The organism is Kiloniella laminariae DSM 19542 (genome assembly GCF_000374005.1).
GTDB lineage: Bacteria > Pseudomonadota > Alphaproteobacteria > Kiloniellales > Kiloniellaceae > Kiloniella > Kiloniella laminariae.
In genome coordinates this window covers 1-16741 of record NZ_KB893140.1, presented here as the reverse complement: position 1 = coordinate 16741, position 16741 = coordinate 1, and the positions used below count along the sequence as shown (strand labels likewise).

The 16741-nt window shown below is 44.6% G+C and carries 16 protein-coding genes; 10 read left to right on the top strand and 6 right to left on the bottom strand.

Annotated features, from left to right (window positions below):
• Positions 1-75 precede the first annotated feature (75 nt).
• The 5 genes from B152_RS23170 to rfbA all read right to left on the bottom strand — a co-directional run bounded on the left by B152_RS23170 (position 76) and on the right by rfbA (position 4647).
• Positions 76-783 (bottom strand): flagellar hook assembly protein FlgD, encoded by a 708-nt coding sequence (locus tag B152_RS23170; RefSeq protein WP_020592209.1) that lies wholly within the window; start codon positions 781-783, stop codon positions 76-78.
• Positions 784-804: 21 nt separating this feature from the next.
• Entirely contained in the window at positions 805-2301 is a 1497-nt protein-coding gene (locus B152_RS0109630; protein WP_020592208.1) for a flagellar hook-length control protein FliK, read from the bottom strand.
• Positions 2302-2316: 15 nt separating this feature from the next.
• On the bottom strand, positions 2317-2754 hold the full coding sequence (locus B152_RS0109625; protein ID WP_020592207.1) for a flagellar protein FliS: 438 nt from the start codon (positions 2752-2754) through the stop codon (positions 2317-2319).
• 200 nt (positions 2755-2954) lie between these two features.
• Positions 2955-3670 (bottom strand): IS5 family transposase gene (locus B152_RS26005; RefSeq protein WP_245549960.1). Its coding sequence is split into 2 segments (ribosomal slippage): positions 2955-3394 and positions 3394-3670, totalling 717 coding nucleotides; the frame shifts between segments, so codons are not numbered across the junction.
• A gap of 107 nt (positions 3671-3777) precedes the next feature.
• Positions 3778-4647 (bottom strand): glucose-1-phosphate thymidylyltransferase RfbA, encoded by an 870-nt coding sequence (gene rfbA / locus B152_RS0109610; protein WP_020592204.1) that lies wholly within the window; start codon positions 4645-4647, stop codon positions 3778-3780.
• Between the two features lie 450 nt (positions 4648-5097).
• Between rfbA and B152_RS0109605 the strand changes: the two genes are divergently transcribed.
• The 9 genes from B152_RS0109605 (at position 5098) to B152_RS0109570 (ending at position 16203) form a co-directional block, all read left to right on the top strand.
• Entirely contained in the window at positions 5098-5979 is an 882-nt protein-coding gene (locus B152_RS0109605; protein ID WP_342664234.1) for a flagellin, read from the top strand.
• Positions 5980-6148: 169 nt separating this feature from the next.
• Positions 6149-7270 carry a DegT/DnrJ/EryC1/StrS family aminotransferase gene (locus B152_RS23165; RefSeq protein ID WP_051083005.1) on the top strand — a complete coding sequence of 374 codons (1122 nt, stop codon included), beginning with the start codon at positions 6149-6151 and terminating at the stop codon, positions 7268-7270.
• Positions 7271-7541: 271 nt separating this feature from the next.
• Entirely contained in the window at positions 7542-8342 is an 801-nt protein-coding gene (locus B152_RS0109595; RefSeq protein ID WP_026261431.1) for a flagellin, read from the top strand.
• 114 nt (positions 8343-8456) lie between these two features.
• Positions 8457-8870 (top strand): hypothetical protein, encoded by a 414-nt coding sequence (locus B152_RS26000; RefSeq protein WP_157231022.1) that lies wholly within the window; start codon positions 8457-8459, stop codon positions 8868-8870.
• Positions 8871-8923: 53 nt separating this feature from the next.
• On the top strand, positions 8924-10609 hold the full coding sequence (fliD, locus tag B152_RS0109590; protein ID WP_020592198.1) for a flagellar filament capping protein FliD: 1686 nt from the start codon (positions 8924-8926) through the stop codon (positions 10607-10609).
• A gap of 27 nt (positions 10610-10636) precedes the next feature.
• Positions 10637-11104: a flagellar export chaperone FliS gene (gene fliS / locus B152_RS0109585; RefSeq protein ID WP_083921856.1), complete on the top strand. Its 468-nt coding sequence runs from the start codon at positions 10637-10639 to the stop codon at positions 11102-11104.
• A 49-nt stretch (positions 11105-11153) separates the two neighbouring features.
• Positions 11154-11825: a PglD-related sugar-binding protein gene (locus B152_RS0109580; RefSeq protein WP_020592196.1), complete on the top strand. Its 672-nt coding sequence runs from the start codon at positions 11154-11156 to the stop codon at positions 11823-11825.
• 64 nt (positions 11826-11889) lie between these two features.
• Positions 11890-14187: a tetratricopeptide repeat protein gene (locus B152_RS0109575; RefSeq protein WP_020592195.1), complete on the top strand. Its 2298-nt coding sequence runs from the start codon at positions 11890-11892 to the stop codon at positions 14185-14187.
• A gap of 69 nt (positions 14188-14256) precedes the next feature.
• Entirely contained in the window at positions 14257-16203 is a 1947-nt protein-coding gene (locus tag B152_RS0109570) for an O-linked N-acetylglucosamine transferase family protein (RefSeq protein WP_020592194.1), read from the top strand.
• Positions 16204-16221: 18 nt separating this feature from the next.
• Here the strand turns inward: B152_RS0109570 and B152_RS23160 are convergent, their stop codons facing one another.
• Positions 16222-16518 (bottom strand): transposase, encoded by a 297-nt coding sequence (locus tag B152_RS23160; RefSeq protein WP_020592193.1) that lies wholly within the window; start codon positions 16516-16518, stop codon positions 16222-16224.
• 40 nt (positions 16519-16558) lie between these two features.
• Between B152_RS23160 and B152_RS0109560 the strand changes: the two genes are divergently transcribed.
• A partial coding sequence (locus B152_RS0109560; RefSeq protein WP_020592192.1) for a transposase occupies positions 16559-16741 on the top strand: 183 nt, incomplete at its 3' end.

Sequence of the window (16741 nt, the reverse complement as noted above, 5' to 3'; positions counted from 1 at the left end):
CTATGCGTGAAAGTCTTCGCGAGGCCCTCTGAGCCTGTTGCAGGGTTATTACCGGGGTGTATGTGTTTTATCATTTCAACTGCTCCCGCTACCGGCTGCGGGTTTCTGAAGAACGGCCTGAACATTTTCAAGCGGGATTTCAACTTCGCCCAAATTAAGAACAACTGTACCGTTACTCATCTGAACACCAGTGACGGTACCCTTGATGCCTTGTGCTGTCTGAATGACCTTGTCATCACTGTCTGTCGCGACAACGGCAAAACCATAGAGCCCTTTTTCGAGAGGGTTTCCGCTTTCGTCATTGCCGTCCCAATGGATCTCGTGCTGTCCAGCAGTTAAGGATCCGTTGAGAACACGGACAGTTTTACCAGTCGCATCGATAATCTTGATCTCTGTTTTTGCAGAGTTTCCAGTGAGGGCGTAGGCAATATCAGCGCCACTCTCGTCAAGATTTAGCACAATGCTGTCCGCTTTGATTACATTGCCGACATATCCCAGTGCCGAGCTTAACTGGCTGTTGCCCTGAAGGGCGATCAGACTGTCGAGCTTGGTGTTTGTATTCAGCGCGGCCTCTGTTTGTGAAAACTGGGTGAGCTGATTAACAAATTCATTGTTGTCTGTCGGGTTCAGAGGATCCTGGTTCTTGAGCTGTGTCGTCAAGAGCTTGAGGAACATGTCGAATGTACTGTTCAGCGAGGTTCCGCCTGTCAGCGATCCGGAATCACTATTTGTCTTGTAGGTAACACCATTTACCGGAGCGGGGCCTTGTAGTGCTGTATCCATGGTTTCTCTCCCGTCTTTCGGTTAAATGCTGATGTCCAGGTCGCCGTCATGTCTTGAGACAAGAGGGCCCTGCTGTGACAATTCATTTTCTGCCAACTCAGTATCTGAACTTTGGTTGTCGCCCTGCTTGGCAGCAAAGGCACTGCGATCACCCGATGCGCCGTTCTGATCGCCATTCTGCTTGAGATTGAAGCTCAGGCTCTGGCCATCTGTTTTTAGACCAGCCTCTTGAAGAGCTTTCTCGAGCAGTCGTGAATCTCTTTGCAGAAGATCCAGTGTGTCCGGGCGTTCGGCACTGATCATGGCTTTCATGACCCCGTTATCGGCAATCTCGAGTTTAACGTCGACCCGCCCGAGTTCAGAGGGATGCAACTTGATCGAGATGCTGTCCTTGTTCTCTCCTACGGCTTTCTTGATTGATATCGAGAGCTGGTCAGAGGCGGTAACGTTCAGTGGTTTTTGTGGTTTCAGCTCTGTTGCCACGCTCGAAGAACCAGCGGTGCTTGTCGCATTGCCCAGGCTCTGGGCGAAGCCGGTTGAAGTGGTTACTGCTGTCGGTTTGGCTGCGGTTGCTGCGCCAAGTTCTGCGCGGGCAAGGTTGTTGCCATTCTGGGACTGGGTATTATTGTTGGCGCCCTGTCCGGATGCGCTGGCCATTACGGCTTGCGGGGATGTTCCTTGGACAGCGGATTTGACCCCAGTCGTTTCAGCTGTGCCAGAAGAGATGCCCTGTCCCTTGTTTTGTGCTGTTGCGCTGACGGCAGAAGCAACCGTTGCAACCGTATCGTCTGCTGTATTAATGGCCGAGACACTGGCGGCAGCAGTCAGATTGCTTGTCGGTTGTGATGTGACGGCCGCTTGGGTTACCTGTACCGAAGCTGTGTTTCCTTTTCCAGATCCTGTGCTCTTGCCCTGATCTGCGGCCGCTGCCGAAGCAGCCTGCTGTCCAGCTTGCGCTGAAGGCAGTGCTGTGCCTGGTACGGTAGCCGTCTGGAGAGTGGATGTTCTTGTTAGGTTAGCAGCAGTATCCGGGACGGAGGCTTTGGCTGCATCAATAACAACAGCATCAGCATCCGGTGTTTCAGTCTCGCTCTCATTCTGCTGGGCAGATTTTTCATGTCGGGGACGATCTTCGGGCTGATTTCCTGTAGATTGCTCGGTCTGCTTTTCAGGAACGGTTTCTGTATCGTTGTTAGGCGAGGCAGATTTTGCGTCCTGATCATCTGTCAGGGCTTTCCGGTCGCGGGATGTTTCAGAAATTTCATCAGTTTTTCTACCAGGACGGCTTGATGAAACATCCTGATCCAAATGCCAGGTAGGTTTGTTGAACAGCTGGTTAAACGCTGTAGTGTCGTGCTTCAGGACAGGGGAGGCCACCGTCGTTTTCGCGGTTGTTTTCGCGCCGCCGAGAAAATCACTAAAGGCCTGGGCTGCCTGTGAAGCCTGCGTCGATTGGGCAGCTTTACCCACGGCCTGCGGTGATGTGGTGCGGTTGGTTTCGAGTGAATAGTTGTTCATCTGCCTGTCCTTGACTTATGCCAGATGTAGTCCGGAGCGTTGATGCTGTTGCAGGGCCGAATGAGGCCAGGCAAAGCACTCTTCTTCCAGCGACGGATATAACGTTGTCCAGATCTGCCGGAATGAGATCATCAATGCGAGGGCTTCTCTGGCGGATGCCAGGTCATTCTTCACATTGGTTCTGAGCATGTTGGCGATCAGGCTGAGATTGGTCTGGGTAAAAGCGTCCCGTACTCCCTCAGAAATATCTGCCTTCATTTCCTGTTCGATGCTGTCGAGCAATGCAGTTGCCTTGACTGTGGCATTAAATCGTTTTTCGATCTGGAGTGTGGTGACAGCTTCCTTGGCTTCGCCGAGGGCATTGATAACCTGGTTGATCAGCATCAGAACTTCGCTGGGCGAGGTGTCAATACTGTCCAGACCTGTCGCTGTATTACCTGGCTGCCATTGCATGATACTTCCAATCCATCTCGAGTGATAAAATCTCCCGAGTGTTTATGCAAAGCTTGGGCCAATTTTTATGTTCGGCTAATAAATTGTTTTATAATAATAATTATTGCTGTGTTGATTGTTGGGAAAAGACTGCCGGGTGGTTTGTTCCGTCTGGAGGACCAAAGTGCCGAGTTGAATTTCGATAGATCTAGGGTGTGGACTCAATTGATCCAACATCTAATGGAGAATAGGTATATCATGTTCAGGAAGTTTTCTGCCTTTTTCTCAAACCTTGTTGCCAGCCGCCTCATATCCTTCATTTTACAAAAGAACCGCTCGACAATATTTCGCATTGCATAGAGGTTTTTATCGTGGGGGATCGGCTTTCTGGCATTGCTTTTTGAAGGAATGACCGCGACAGCTCCTTCATCGGTGATTTTTTTTCGAATTTTGTCACTGCTGTAGGCCTTATCAGCAACAATGGCCAGAGGTGGCACTTCCCAGTCCAAAAACTCAGGCATCAGTTTACTGTCATGAACATGACCACCACTGATCACAAGACGGATCGGGCGACCTTTCTGATCTACGGCCGCGTGAACCTTACTTGTCCGACCTCCGCGTGAGCGGCCAATACTTTCCGCCAGTTCCCCTTTTTTGACCCAGCCGCTGCGCGGTGAGCCTTTACGATAGAACCATCAATAAAAATCAGGACGTCTTCGCATTCTTCAGCCAAAGCATCAAGTATACCCTTCCAGACACCACGCTCTCCCCAGCGGACATAACGGTTATAGACCGTTGTATGGGGGCCGTAGCGCTCAGGAAGATCTCGCCACGGCGCGCCTGTACGCAATATATAAAAAACCCCGTTCAGAATGACCCGATCATCCCGACGGGACGGACCACGACCTTTTTTCGGTAATAAAGGTTCAATAACCAACTATTCTGGGTCGCTTAAATCAAATTTTGCCATGATAAAACTCCATTATTCGGAGTTATGAATCATAAAAAATCATACACAGAAAGGCATTGAATTGGGGTCACACCCTAGGTCAGACGCTGTCTTAAATAGTCACCATAGCTATTGTTACCAAACTGGTTGGCGATGATTTCTAGTTGTGCGCTATTAATGTAGCCCATGTTGTATGCTACTTCTTCTACACAGCAAATTTTTAAACCTTGGCGATCTTCAATGATCTGAAAAAAATTAGATGCGTCCATCAGTGAGTTGATCGTGCCTGCGTCTAGCCAGGTCGTTCCGCGGGAAAGGAATTTGGCTTTTAGCTGGCTTTTTTTGAGGTAGATATTGTTAAGGTCGGTTATTTCCAGCTCTCCGCGCTTGGAAGGTGATAAGCTTTCTGCATAGGTAATGACATTGTTGTCGTAGAAATATAGTCCGATTGCAGCAATATTGGATCTTGGGTGTATTGGTTTTTCTTCTAGAGAGAGTACATTTGAATTTTTATCGCACTCAATTATGCCGAAGCGGTGAGGTTCTCGGGTATGGGCGCCGACAATATAAGCGCCTTCCTGAACAGAGAGGCATTCATTCCAGATAAGGTTGAGCTGCCCCCAATAGAGGATGTTGTCACCTAATATAAGACAGATCGGATCAGCTCCGATGAACTCCTTGCCTATTATAAAAGCGTCTGGTAGTCCGCGTGGCTCTGTTTGAATGGCATAATGTAATTTAATTCCGATTTGGCTTCCGTCTTTTAAGTTGTGCTGGATGAAGGGGAGATCTTTCTCTGTGCTGATGATGAGTATTTCTCTTATTCCCAGTAGCATCAGGGTTGCCAGGGGGTAATGAAGCATGGGCTTGTCGTATACAGGTAGTAATTGTTTGCAAACGACATCGGTTAAGGGTCTGAGGCGAGAGCCATTACCGCCAGCAAGAATAATCGCTTTTTTTATCAAACCAATGTACCTGCCTGTTATCTATGAGTGGTGAATGAATGTAAATGATAATGCGGGCAAGAGGAGAAAGTCCAAAATATTCTTGGACTTAAAAGATACCGGATTACTGAAGTCTTGTATTTCGATTTTGTGAAAAGTTCTTGAGAGGCCCTTTTATGAAAAACTTGTAGTGGCATTAGCGAGATTTGATCATGAAAGGTGCTTTTCTAGGAAGTTAGTACTGCATTTAAAGGGTGTGTAGCTAGGAATAGTTTTCCATGTGTCTAGGTAAAAGGCGCACTTTGTTGTTGAGATGCAGACAAAAAATTCACAGGTAATGTACTCTATTTTCATTCTATCCATTTGAAATATATTGATATATTAAATTGGCATGAGCTTTGCTTTGTATGGGGGAATTCAACATCTGCCGTATTGACGGTGGAGCGGCAAGAAGCTGTTCCGTTGAGCAATGTGAAAGGAAAGAAAATGCCTACAGTAACAACAAACACAGCGGCTAATTCTGCGCTCAGGTTTCTGAATTTGAATGCAGGTCGATCTGGAAGTGCTATTTCTAAGCTGGCCAGTGGATCTCGAATTGTTAATGCTTCTGATGATGCGGCAGGATTGGCGATTGGTACGCGATTGCGTGCTGATAGTAATGTACTTCAGCAGGCATCTATCAACTCAGCTCAAGGTGCTTCCGTGATGCAGGTCGGGGATGGGGGCCTTGCTCGTATTTCTGATATTCTCCAGCGGATGAAGTCTTTGGCTGCAGCTTCTCTTTCGGGTGTGCCAACGGATACTGAGCGTAGTTTTATTAACGCTGAATATTCTCAACTTGTCGCGGAAATCGATGGTGTTGCGGCGAGTACAAGATTTAATGGAGAATCTCTTCTTGATGGTACTGGCGCCCAGTTCGGTGCAGGAGCAGTTAACTTTTTTGTTGGTGTAAGTACCGCAGACGTAATCAGTGTAAATATATCGACATTAAGCGGGACGGCCAGTAATTTTCTGGCGGCGAGTCTTGCAACTGGCGGGACGGCTTTAGGATCGACGGGTGTTGGTACTTCTGCAAATGCATCGACGGCTATGAACTCAATTGATTTAGCGATTAACGAGGTTTCAGAAGCGCGTGCTAATATCGGATCTATTGTTTCTCGTTTTGAATTCAGACAACAACAGGTTGCGACCTCAAAAGAGAACATTGATGCTGCACTTTCTTCCGTGATGGATGTGGATCTTGCTGCGGAGCAAAGTCGTCTGGTATCTAGTCAGGTCTTGGTGCAGGCTTCGGTCTCCGCTCTTTCGCAGGCAAATCAATTGCCTCAAACCTTGCTGTCGCTACTCCAATAGTCTTCTTAGCATAGCAGGCAGGTTTCTTTTCGTGCATTGTTAAAGGGGTTCTCAGGAGGAGAGCCCCTTTAAATTTGATAAACACTCATGTGGGTGTTCTTTACTATTGTAAGAAGTTATTGCCCCAAAAATTGCATCCTGTTTTGTCGAGATAACTTACACAAGGTTAATGCCATTGATTCCACTTTTTACCCCAGATATGCCGACTGCAGAGCAATTGTTGCCTTATCTCCGAGAGATAGATAAGGATCGCTGGTATAGTAACTTTGGCCCTAAGGTGAGGCTGTTCGAAGAACGCCTTGCTGACTACTATCATCTGGATTGTTCTGATGTCGTTACTGTATCCAATGCGACATCGGGGTTGGTTGCAACGCTTTCCTGTGTTTTCCCGTACGGGAATAATCGAGTTCCTGGTCAACCGGTTAGATGTTTGTTGCCCGGTTGGACATTTGTTGCCACGGCGCAATCTGTGCTGCTGGCAGGAATGACGCCGATCTTTTGTGATGTGGATTCTGTCACGGGAATTTTGGAGCCAGAGCTGGTTAAGAATTTTATAGAGAATGCCGATACGCCGAAGATTGATGTGGTGCTTACTGTTGCTCCCTTTGGGAGTGGTGTTGATGTGCAGTCTTGGGATTTGTTTTCTGCCGAGTATGGTATTCCGGTTGTGATTGATGCTGCTGCGTCATTCGAAGCTCTTGTGCCTGGAAACTCCCCGGCTATTGTTAGTTTTCATGCAACTAAGTTTTTTGGTATTGGCGAGGGAGGTGGCATTTTTACAAAAAACACCCCTCTCGCTGAGAAGATTAAGCAGTTTACCCGATTTGGTTTTGGAGATTCCCGCGTAGCAATGAGAGCAGGCGGAAACTTTAAGCTCAGTGAATATCATGCTGCTGTCGGTCTCGCCCAATTTGATCGATTTGATGAGTTGAAGGCTCGATATCAATTTGTCAGAGATTGTTTCGTTAGTGAATTGGGGGGCTCTCACTCGGTTAGGCTGTTTCAAGGCGAGGCAAAGAAGGTTTCGTCAACCTTCAATGTGATTGTTGATGGCGTCGGTGTGGAAAACTTGGTGTCAGGACTTAATAGTGCTGGGGTGAATGCGGGTGTATGGTGGCAGGATATTCTTTATAAAAACCCGGTTTTCTCTGCAGAGGGTATTTCTGGGTTATTCCCCGTTTCAGATTTTCTCTATTCTCATGTTCTTGCACTCCCTTTTAGCTCTTCATTTACGGACAAGGAGGTAGTCAAGGCTGTGGGTAGCTTGAAGTCCTTGATCGAAAACGTCTAGGCAAAAAGTGCCGGATGCCGATCTGAGTGGGTAAAAATTTCCTAGTAAGTTTGCAATATTTGCCGCATTTTGTTTATTAACAAGAGATTAATTTATTATATATCAATTGGTTAGTTGTGTTTTTTATTTTGGCACAAGCCTTGCACTTGTACTGGCATCTACATCTGATTTCAGGAAGAAACTTTGTAGATGATTGCCAAGAAGGCGATCTTGACGGCCTTGTCCATGAAGGACTTGGCTTAACATACTTCAAGTAGAAGGATTTAGTATTATGCCAGTAGTTACTACAAATACAGCTGCGAACTCTGCAATTCGCTTTCTCAATAATAACTCATCTATGGCTGCAAACTCGGTAGGTAAACTCGCCTCCGGGTCAAGAATCGTGCGTGCATCTGATGATGCTGCAGGATTGGCTATCAGTGCCAAGCTTTCTGCGGATACAACTGCACTGAAGCAGGCTGCAACCAACGCTTCTCAGGCTGCTTCTATCATACAGGTTGCTGATGGTGGTCTTGCCCGTATTGGCGACGTTTTGCAACGTATGAAGGCTCTGGCTGCTCAGTCTCTGTCCGGTGCTGTTACCAACACTGAACGTGGATATATCAACACTGAATATTCTGCATTGAACTCAGAGATTGCTGATATCATCACGACAACACAGTTCAACGGCCAGCAGTTGATCAACACCTTTAACCAGAGCTTCTTTGTTGGATCTTCTGCTTCTCACACGATTACAGCAAACTTGACTGCTACGACAGTTGCAGGCCCAGGTGGGGATGTGTCTTCATCTGCTAACGCTTCTACAGCGATGGGCAACATCGATACTCAAATTGGGAACGTTTCTACTTCTCGTGCTAACGCGGGTGCTTTGATTTCCCGATTTGAAACTCGTGGTCAGGCTGTGGCAACTTCAATTGAAAACATTGAAGCTGCGAACTCTGTTATCAAGGATGTTGACCTTGCTGCAGAACAGAGCCGTCTGGTTTCTGCAAACGTGCTGACGCAGGCAGCGGTTTCCGCTCTGTCTCAGGCCAACCAGATTCCACAGTCTCTACTGAGGGTTCTTCAGTAAAATAATTGGGTTAGGTCCAGGGGCTTGGCCTCTGGACCTTCATCCTCTTAGTATGGTTTAATCGAATTAACTATGGTATTGTGGTATTTATTATGGAGATAGGGAGTAAGGAATATGTCTTCTGATATGACTATCCAAAATCTGCCCGCTCGTGCTGTGAAAAATGCTCCGGTTGTGACTGGGGCAATGCAGTCCTCCGCCCCGTCTCCTCAATCTGGATTGGCGCAGGGGAAGGCTCCGGCGCGATCAGAGAAATCAGTAGTTACCAATTTATCTGCGGCAACTGAAAACGCTTCCCCGCAAAGAACTGCTGTTCGTGATCAACCTTCCAGTAGTTCGCCGATGATAAGCTCTTCGTCGAATATTGTAACCTATCGTGATAGCGATTCAGGTAGACTGGTTGTTAAGTTGATTGATGAAAACAGTAATGCCGTTGTTACCGAATTTCCGAGTAAAACGATGCTGGGTAATTATCCTAAGCCTACGTATGGCTTTACCAAATCGCCGAGTATAGACACAGAGGCCTAAACTGGAATGCTAATTGCATAACAAGTGTAGTAGCTTTTGATTTGGAGTGAGACATGGAAACTGGCGCATTAACATTTGTAAACGGCGTTCCCAGGATCACCGGTCAGTATTCCGGTTTTGATACCAATGCAATTGTAGAGGCAACTCTTCTCGCGAAGCGTATACCTGCTGTGCGTCTTGAGAGCACCATCAAGCAAAATGATTTAAAATCAGAGGCATATGGGGCAATTAATACATTGCTTCAGACCCTGAAGTCGTCGTTGAATGGACTTAGAAATCCGCCAGGTCTCTCTGGTTTGGACAGTAATGCTTTCGAAACGAAAGCGGCTTTCCTGACATCTTCGAACTCTACCCCCGCAACGGAACTGCTTGGAGTTTCGACAACTAATAGTGCTGTAGCTGGTACTTACGAAGTCGAAGTTCTGCAAATTGCCACTGCGAATAAAATTTCTTCTGGCACTGTTGCAGACGCTACCGCAGCACAAGGTTTGACGGATACGCTAACTATCGGGTTGGCTGGTGGAACGACAAAAGATATCTCGATTACCTCTAGCATGACCTTGAATGATATTGCGGAGGCGATTAATGGTGTAAAGGCAGACACCGGGGTCCGTGCTTCTGTTATTAAGGTTGCAGATAACGATTTTCGTTTAATTATGACTGCTGAAGAAACGGGCAAGGCGATCACACTTTCTGGTTCTTCTGGAGAGTTTTTAACTGCGTATGGCGATGGGGCCGTCCTTTCAGAATTGCAAGCTGCAAAACTTGCTAGGATTAAAGTTGATGGTATCGCTACTGTTATCGAGCGCACAAAAAATGATATTTCCGATGTTATTACAGGAGTAACTCTACAACTGTACAAAGCCGATGTTGGTAATAACATTAAAGTCGAGATCCAGAGTAATCTGGGGGGCGTTAAGGAAAAAATTGCCGACTTTGTGAATGCCTATAATGCAATTAAGGATGTTTTGATAGAACAGCGGAATTATGATCCAGCGAGTGCTTCTTCGTCAAAGCCTCCATTGTTCGGCGATGATATTTTACGTACCCTTGAGACAAGTCTGTCATCCATAATCAGCGGTGGTGCGATTGGTACAGCGGATGCCAATTTTTCTAGTTTAGCTGTTCTTGGAATAACACTCGACGATAATAGTAAATTAACGATTGATGACAAGAAACTGGATGCTGTTCTTATCAGTGATCTTGATAAGGTTCGAGGTGTGTTCGAATTTTCCTTTTCCTCGGACGACAGTCGGTTGAGACTTCTTGGCCGAACGAAAAACATCAGCGTAAATAACTTTGAGCTTGTGATTAATGGTGTCGATGGCAGCGGGAATATTACCGGAGCGTCGGTCACAGGATATGGAAATGTTTTTGATGTCAGTGGAGCAAGTCTTATCGGGAAAGCTGGAACGGCTTTCGAGGGTATGACAATGGCTTTCGTTGGCACCCCGGGAAGTGGAGCTCAGACAATCCAGGTCAAGACGTCACTTGGGATTGCTGAGAATGTGTACCAGTCTGTAGATAATTATATAAAGCCTGGTTCCGGGTTGATTTCCTCACGCATATTGACCTTGAATGATAATAACAAGGATATGGCTGAAAAAATTAATGCTATTGATAGTCGATTAGAATTAACACGCCAATTTCTTTTCGAGAAATATTCTCGCCTTGAGCAGTCATTGGCTCAGGCTGAAGCGTCGCGGAAGCAGCTGGAAGCGTCGTTCAAACAAAGCTGATTTAAGTAAACACGGAAAGGGGATGATATGTATCCTAATCCCTATAGCTCTAACGCCTATTCTCAGGCATCGCAGAATGTAAGCCCAATGAAGGCGATTATCATGCTCTTTGATGGGGCAATTCGGCTTATTGGGGAGGCTGCCCGGGCAAATCAAGAAGGTGATTTTGAGCGTCGGTTTAAGTCAGTTGAGAAAGCATCAAAAATTATTTTAGGTCTTCAGAGCCAGTTGGATTTTGAAAATGGCGGGGAAATATCTCCGGTCCTTCATGCCTTTTATGATAATTTGTTTATGAGAATGATGCAGATTAATTCAAGGAACGCCGAACCTGTTATTGAGGATGTACTCGCGAGTTTATCCGAAATGAGAAAAACTTGGGAGCAAGTCGCGTCTCAGGTGGAGGGTGGAGAGCAGGTGCAGAAAACAACACCTTCTGTTGCTCAGAATAATCAGGGAACGGTGAAAAGCGGTCAATCTGCTTCACTGAGAGTTTGAGCCCTGCTGAATACAATATTTGTGAGTTTTTGTAAGTCAGGGTTTCATTGTGAAACCCTTTTTTATTAAAGTTATTTATATGAAGAAAATTGTCATTCTGGGTGCCGGTGGTTTTGCCTTGGAGCTTCAGGGGTATATTTCTGACTGTTTGGCTGTCGGAGCGCTTACAGGGGAGTTTCTTGGATTCCTGGATGACACTATTCCTGTTGGTACTCATTTGAGTTCGAAGTGGGGGGTGCTGGGGGGTATTGTTGATCATAAACCTGACCCAGATTTGCTCTATTATATCGCTCTTGGTAATCCTGTTGATCGACGACATCTGTACTCTGTGTTGAAGGCGCAAGGGGGGGAGTTTGGAGTGTTGAAGCATCCTTCGGCATATATTTCATCTGCTGCGAAACTGGGCGAGGGAGCAATTCTTTGCCCCTTTGCGTTCGCAGGACCTCTTAGCCAGATAAATGAAAATGTACTTATCAATATTTATGGTTCGGTGGCTCATCATTCTGAGGTTGGAAAACATAGTGTCCTCTCTCCTTATGCGACCTTAAATGGTCATTCATCTGTGGGAGAGGCGGTTTTTTTAGGAACCTCATCTGTGGTTACGAGTAATGTTTCAGTGGGTAGCTTAGTCAAAGTTGCCGCGGGCTCGGTAGTTTATAACAATCTTAGTGAAAATGCTGAAGCTTTTGGTAACCCGGCAAGAGTAAAAAAACTAACTTGATCATATGGTTGTGTTTCTCCATTCTGTTGTTGGGTAGGCATCAAGAATAGGGCGATCAAGAATTATGGATTTGATCCAAAAAAAACTTTCCAAAGATGACCTAAGACTAGATGAGCTTCTCAGGTGTGTATTTGAGGGGCGATATACCGATGCGATTTCGATGGGGGAGAGCTATCTCAAGCGAAAAAATTATAAAGCCTGGGAGTATGTTGTTGGTTATGCCTACGTAAAGTCAGGTGATTATCAAAAAGCTTCTCTTATGATGAGAAAGCTCGTGGTTAAATCGATCAAGGATCCCTATTGTCTATATCGTTTGGGACACATCGCTTTTGAATTCGATTTATTTGAAGATGCTGTGGCTTGTTTCAAGAGGGCTGTATCACTTGATAAGAGGTTCTGGGAGGCCTTTTATAACCTTGGAAATACCCAGAAAGAGCTTCTGTTATATGATGAAGCCCTTAATAATTATAATAAAACTTTACAACTCAATCCTGAGCTCGTTGACGCTGCATTTAATGCTGCGTTGCTCTGGGAAAAAATGGGTCGACTAGAACAGGCTCAAGATTATTATCAGGCAGTACTTCTTAAGTCTCCAAATGATGCTGAGGCTCTGTGTGGTGTCGGTCGTTGTATGGTCCAAAAAGGTGATTTTGACACAGCTCTGCGCCATTGGCAGAGGGCCCTTGAATTAGATTCTCAGTGTGTTGAGGCATATAACAACATTACGAATGCACTTATATCGCGTGGGCAATTTGATCAAGCCTTGGAGCTACTTCAAAGTGCTATCGACAGAGGCATTGCCCATTATGCTGTTTACTACAATATTGGCCGTGTTTTACAGCAGAAAAACAACTCTCAGGATGCCCTGTCAATATTTGAAGTTGGTTTAGAGAAATTCTCTAATATTCCCGAGCTTTGGTCAGGTTATATCCAAGCGTTAATTAATTTGAATCGTAATGAGGAAGCGGAAAGTATTCTGAATAGCTTATTTGCTGCAGGGTATCACCAGTGGTACCTCAAGGCGAGTATGGCAAAAATTTATATCGAATCAGCGCGGTTGGACGATGCTAAAAGTGTACTGGAAGAGCTTTTAAGCCAAAATCCGAATAATCCTGCTTTGATCAGCTCCTATCTCGCTTGCATGGTTTACAGTAGTTCTCATACGACAGAAGAACTTTTTGCTGCACACCAGAAGTATGCTGCTCGATTGGAGGTTCCTGTCGGTCAACGATTGCCTATACGAGAATATTCGGTTTCTTCTGGAAGAAAAATAAGAATTGGGTATGTGTCACCTGATTTTAGGGAACATGCTACCAGCCGTTTTATGGAGCCGATTATCGCGAATCATGATCGGGATAAATTTCATATATCGCTTTACGCTGAGAGTAAGATTGTTGACGCTGTAACAAAACGTTTCCAGGAACATGCAGACAGTTGGTGTTTTACAACAGGTACGAGCGATGCTCAGTTAGCACAGATGATACGTGATGATGAAATTGATATTTTGGTCGATCTTGCGGGGCATACGCCAGGTAACCGACTGGGAGCATTTGCATACAGGCCAGCACCAGTACAGGCGAGCTGGATGGGCTACCCTTTTACCACAGGAATGAGGTCTATAGATTATTATTTTGCGGATAAAGAAATGGTTTCTGAACAACAAGGGCAGTTGTATTTTACTGAACAAGTGATTCATATCCCTTTCGATGAAAGAAAAAAACGACCATCAAAAGTGAATTGGTTGCCTGGCAAAGTTAATTTTTTAGAGAAACTTCCGTTTGTTTCTAATGGCTATTTTACATTTGGGTGCCTAAACCGACTTGAAAAGATGTCAATCCATCTGCGGGAAGCTTGGGTTGAGATTCTCAGACAGGTTCCTGATTCTAGGCTATTGCTTATGAATCGTAATTTTGATGAAGAGGCTTATCGTCAGAAGTGCATTGGATGGTTTGCTGAAAATGGTATTGACGAACACAGATTAGACTTTCGCCCGAGTACATCTTTGGTTGACTACCTGTTAACCTTTAACCAAATAGATCTTGGTTTGGACACATACCCCTACAATGGGAGTACAGTTTCCTATGATTCCTTGCGGATGGGGGTGCCCTTTGTGTCCTTAACTGGGAAATCTGCTCAATCACGAGCTGGAGAGGGGTTGTTAGCTTCTGTGGGGCTCAGTGATTTTTCTGTGCAAACATATGAAGAGTATGTGCGTCTCTCTGTTCAACTGGCTACTTCATCTGACAAGTTGAGTGCTATACGTAAGAATCTTGTACTGCACACGCAAGATCCTTGGAATAAAGTAGCAATGGATTGGGCTGTTGTCCCCATTGAAGAAATATATATACAAATTAGTAGATAATTAAGTCGAAATATCTTTCATGAAAAATATCCGGTATGTCCATTATTCATTATTGGTGGTTCTGTTTTGATGCAGACTTCGAAATATTGCTTATCTTACAAATATAATCAAAGAAAAAGGCTTGTTGATTATAACATACAAAAGTGGCGGGGGGAGCGTATTGTCATTGCCCAGCGCTGGCTGAATTCTGGTTCGCCGTTGATTCTTGATGAAATATTAGCCCCTAAGTTATCATCATCTAAGTTACCTGGTTATTGGTATAGATACAAATCTTACCTTCTTGCGTCATTGTATCCTATGACGGATGAGGAAAATAAGTTAATCAAAACAGCGGTTTATAATTACAAGAACACATTTAAAAAAGAAGAGAAAATTAAATTTTTGTTTGTTTTGAGTCTTTTTTATTATGCCCACGATTTGAAATTCAACTTTAATATTGACGTTGATGTGGAATTTGAAGTAATTCCTGAGGTATTTGTTGTGCAATATATTGTTTATCTTATTAATTTTCCTCAGATGCAATTTAGGGAAACCGAAACCGGAGATGTTCTTTACCACTATGAATGCGTCTTGAGTGGAATATTGGCTTTTGTCCAGAGAACAAGAAATATAGTTTTAAAGCGCGATATTCTGCGTTGGTGCACGACGATTTACATTGGAGCAAATATGACGGATATAAGTTTGAAAAAACTTTATCAGTTGAGGGGGGCTTTAATTGAAGAATATGTATGTGCTTGTGGTGAGGATTTACCTGCTCTTGATTGTGTATTTGATGAGAATAATTGTGGGGTGAGGCGGGAGAAAATCAAAGTCGGTTTAGTGATCTCTCGGGTGAAGCCAACTGCAGAAACTAGTGTTTGGCTCTCTCATTTTAAATACCTCGATAAAAATAAGTTTGAAACATACCTTTACTATGTATCGTTAGGCCAAAGGGGGGATGATGAGTTTGAAGATTGTTTTCTGTCTTGTTTTGATGTGGTCCGTGAAATTGGATCTGATTATGTTTATGCCCCTAATTCTGAGGTTGAGAGAAATAAAGCGACAACAAGTGCTGTTAGATTGATCCGTTCAGATAGTCTTGACCTTCTTGCCTTCTCCAGTGTCCCAAGTAACAGCTTTGTCGGATTTGAAAATACTCTTACTCCCTATCGACTTGCAAAAAAACAGTTCATGGTAACTGCGATTAGTCCTCAAACGACTGGTCTGCGATTCACAGATGTTGTTATTTCTGTGCCTCTGGTTGAGCCAGAGAATGCACAGGAGCACTTTACTGAAAAAGTGATTCTTGGAGTTGGAAGCAATAATTGTTTTTCTTTTTTTGGTCGAAAACAGAATACTGATTCTGGTGTGACTAGAGAATCTCTTGGAATAAGTGCTAGTCAAACTGTACTTATTAATGGCAGTAGTATGTACAAATTATCAACAAAAGTGTTGAGGATTTGGTTCAATGTGATGAGGGAAAATGCAAATACTGTAATGGTACTTTTTCCCTACAATCCGTTGTGGAGTAATAACTATCCAATGAGGGTGTTTGAAGAACATTTGATGCAGTTGTGTTTGAGGGCTGAAGTGGACCCAAAGCGAATTTTTATTTTGCCCCCAAGAAAGCATTATTACGAAGTGAGCTCTGTTCTTCAGGTTGGCGATATTTACATGGATAGTTTCCCGTTTTCTGGGGCGACGTCTATTCTTGATGCGTTTATGGCCGGACTGCCTACAGTTGTAATGCGAGGGAAAAGCCAAAGGGCGATGCAGGCGTCTGCTATGCATATATTGATAGGGTTGGATGTGTGCGTGAGTTATACGGGTTCTGAGTATAAAGAGAAACTCGTGCGATTGATAAAAGATAAACAATGGCGCGAATATTTATCAGAAAAAATCATAGGAATAATTGCATCAAAACCAATATTTTTAAATGTTGAGCAGTTTTCTCTGTCATTCGAGCAGAATTTGTACAAGGTTCTTGAGTATGAACCAGCGAAAGTTTGCGCAGGTGAAATCCCTAGTTCTGGCTGATGTTAGAGCATTTCCGAATTAACCATCCTCGTATCCAGCAGCGTTGAAGAAATTGTAACATTCCTCTTCGGTAAAGAGATCACATACCTTCCCAACAGCTTGCCAGAGGTCATGATATGTTCTTGCGGCATGTTTCCTTAAAAGAGCCTTCAACTTTGCAAAGGCCATTTCGATTGGGTTTAGGTCGGGACTGTAGGGAGGTAAGAACAGGAACCATGCCCCAACTGATTTCAGCATCTCCACAGCTTGAGGGCTTTTATGAGATATGAGGTTATCCAGAACAAGGTAATCCCCCCGAAAAATAGATGTGTTCAAAAGTAGAATTTTCTCGGCAATATACCTGAGGAGATTTTAGATGAAGAATTCACGATTTAGCGAAGCCCAGATCATGTCAATTTTAAAGCAGGCAGAAGGTGGTGCGCCGGTTTCTGAGCTTTGCCGTGAACACGGGATGAGCAGTGCGTCTTTTTACAAATGGCGGGCAAAATACGGCGGCATGGATGCCTCTCTGATTTCTGAGATGAAGGACCTGGCAGAA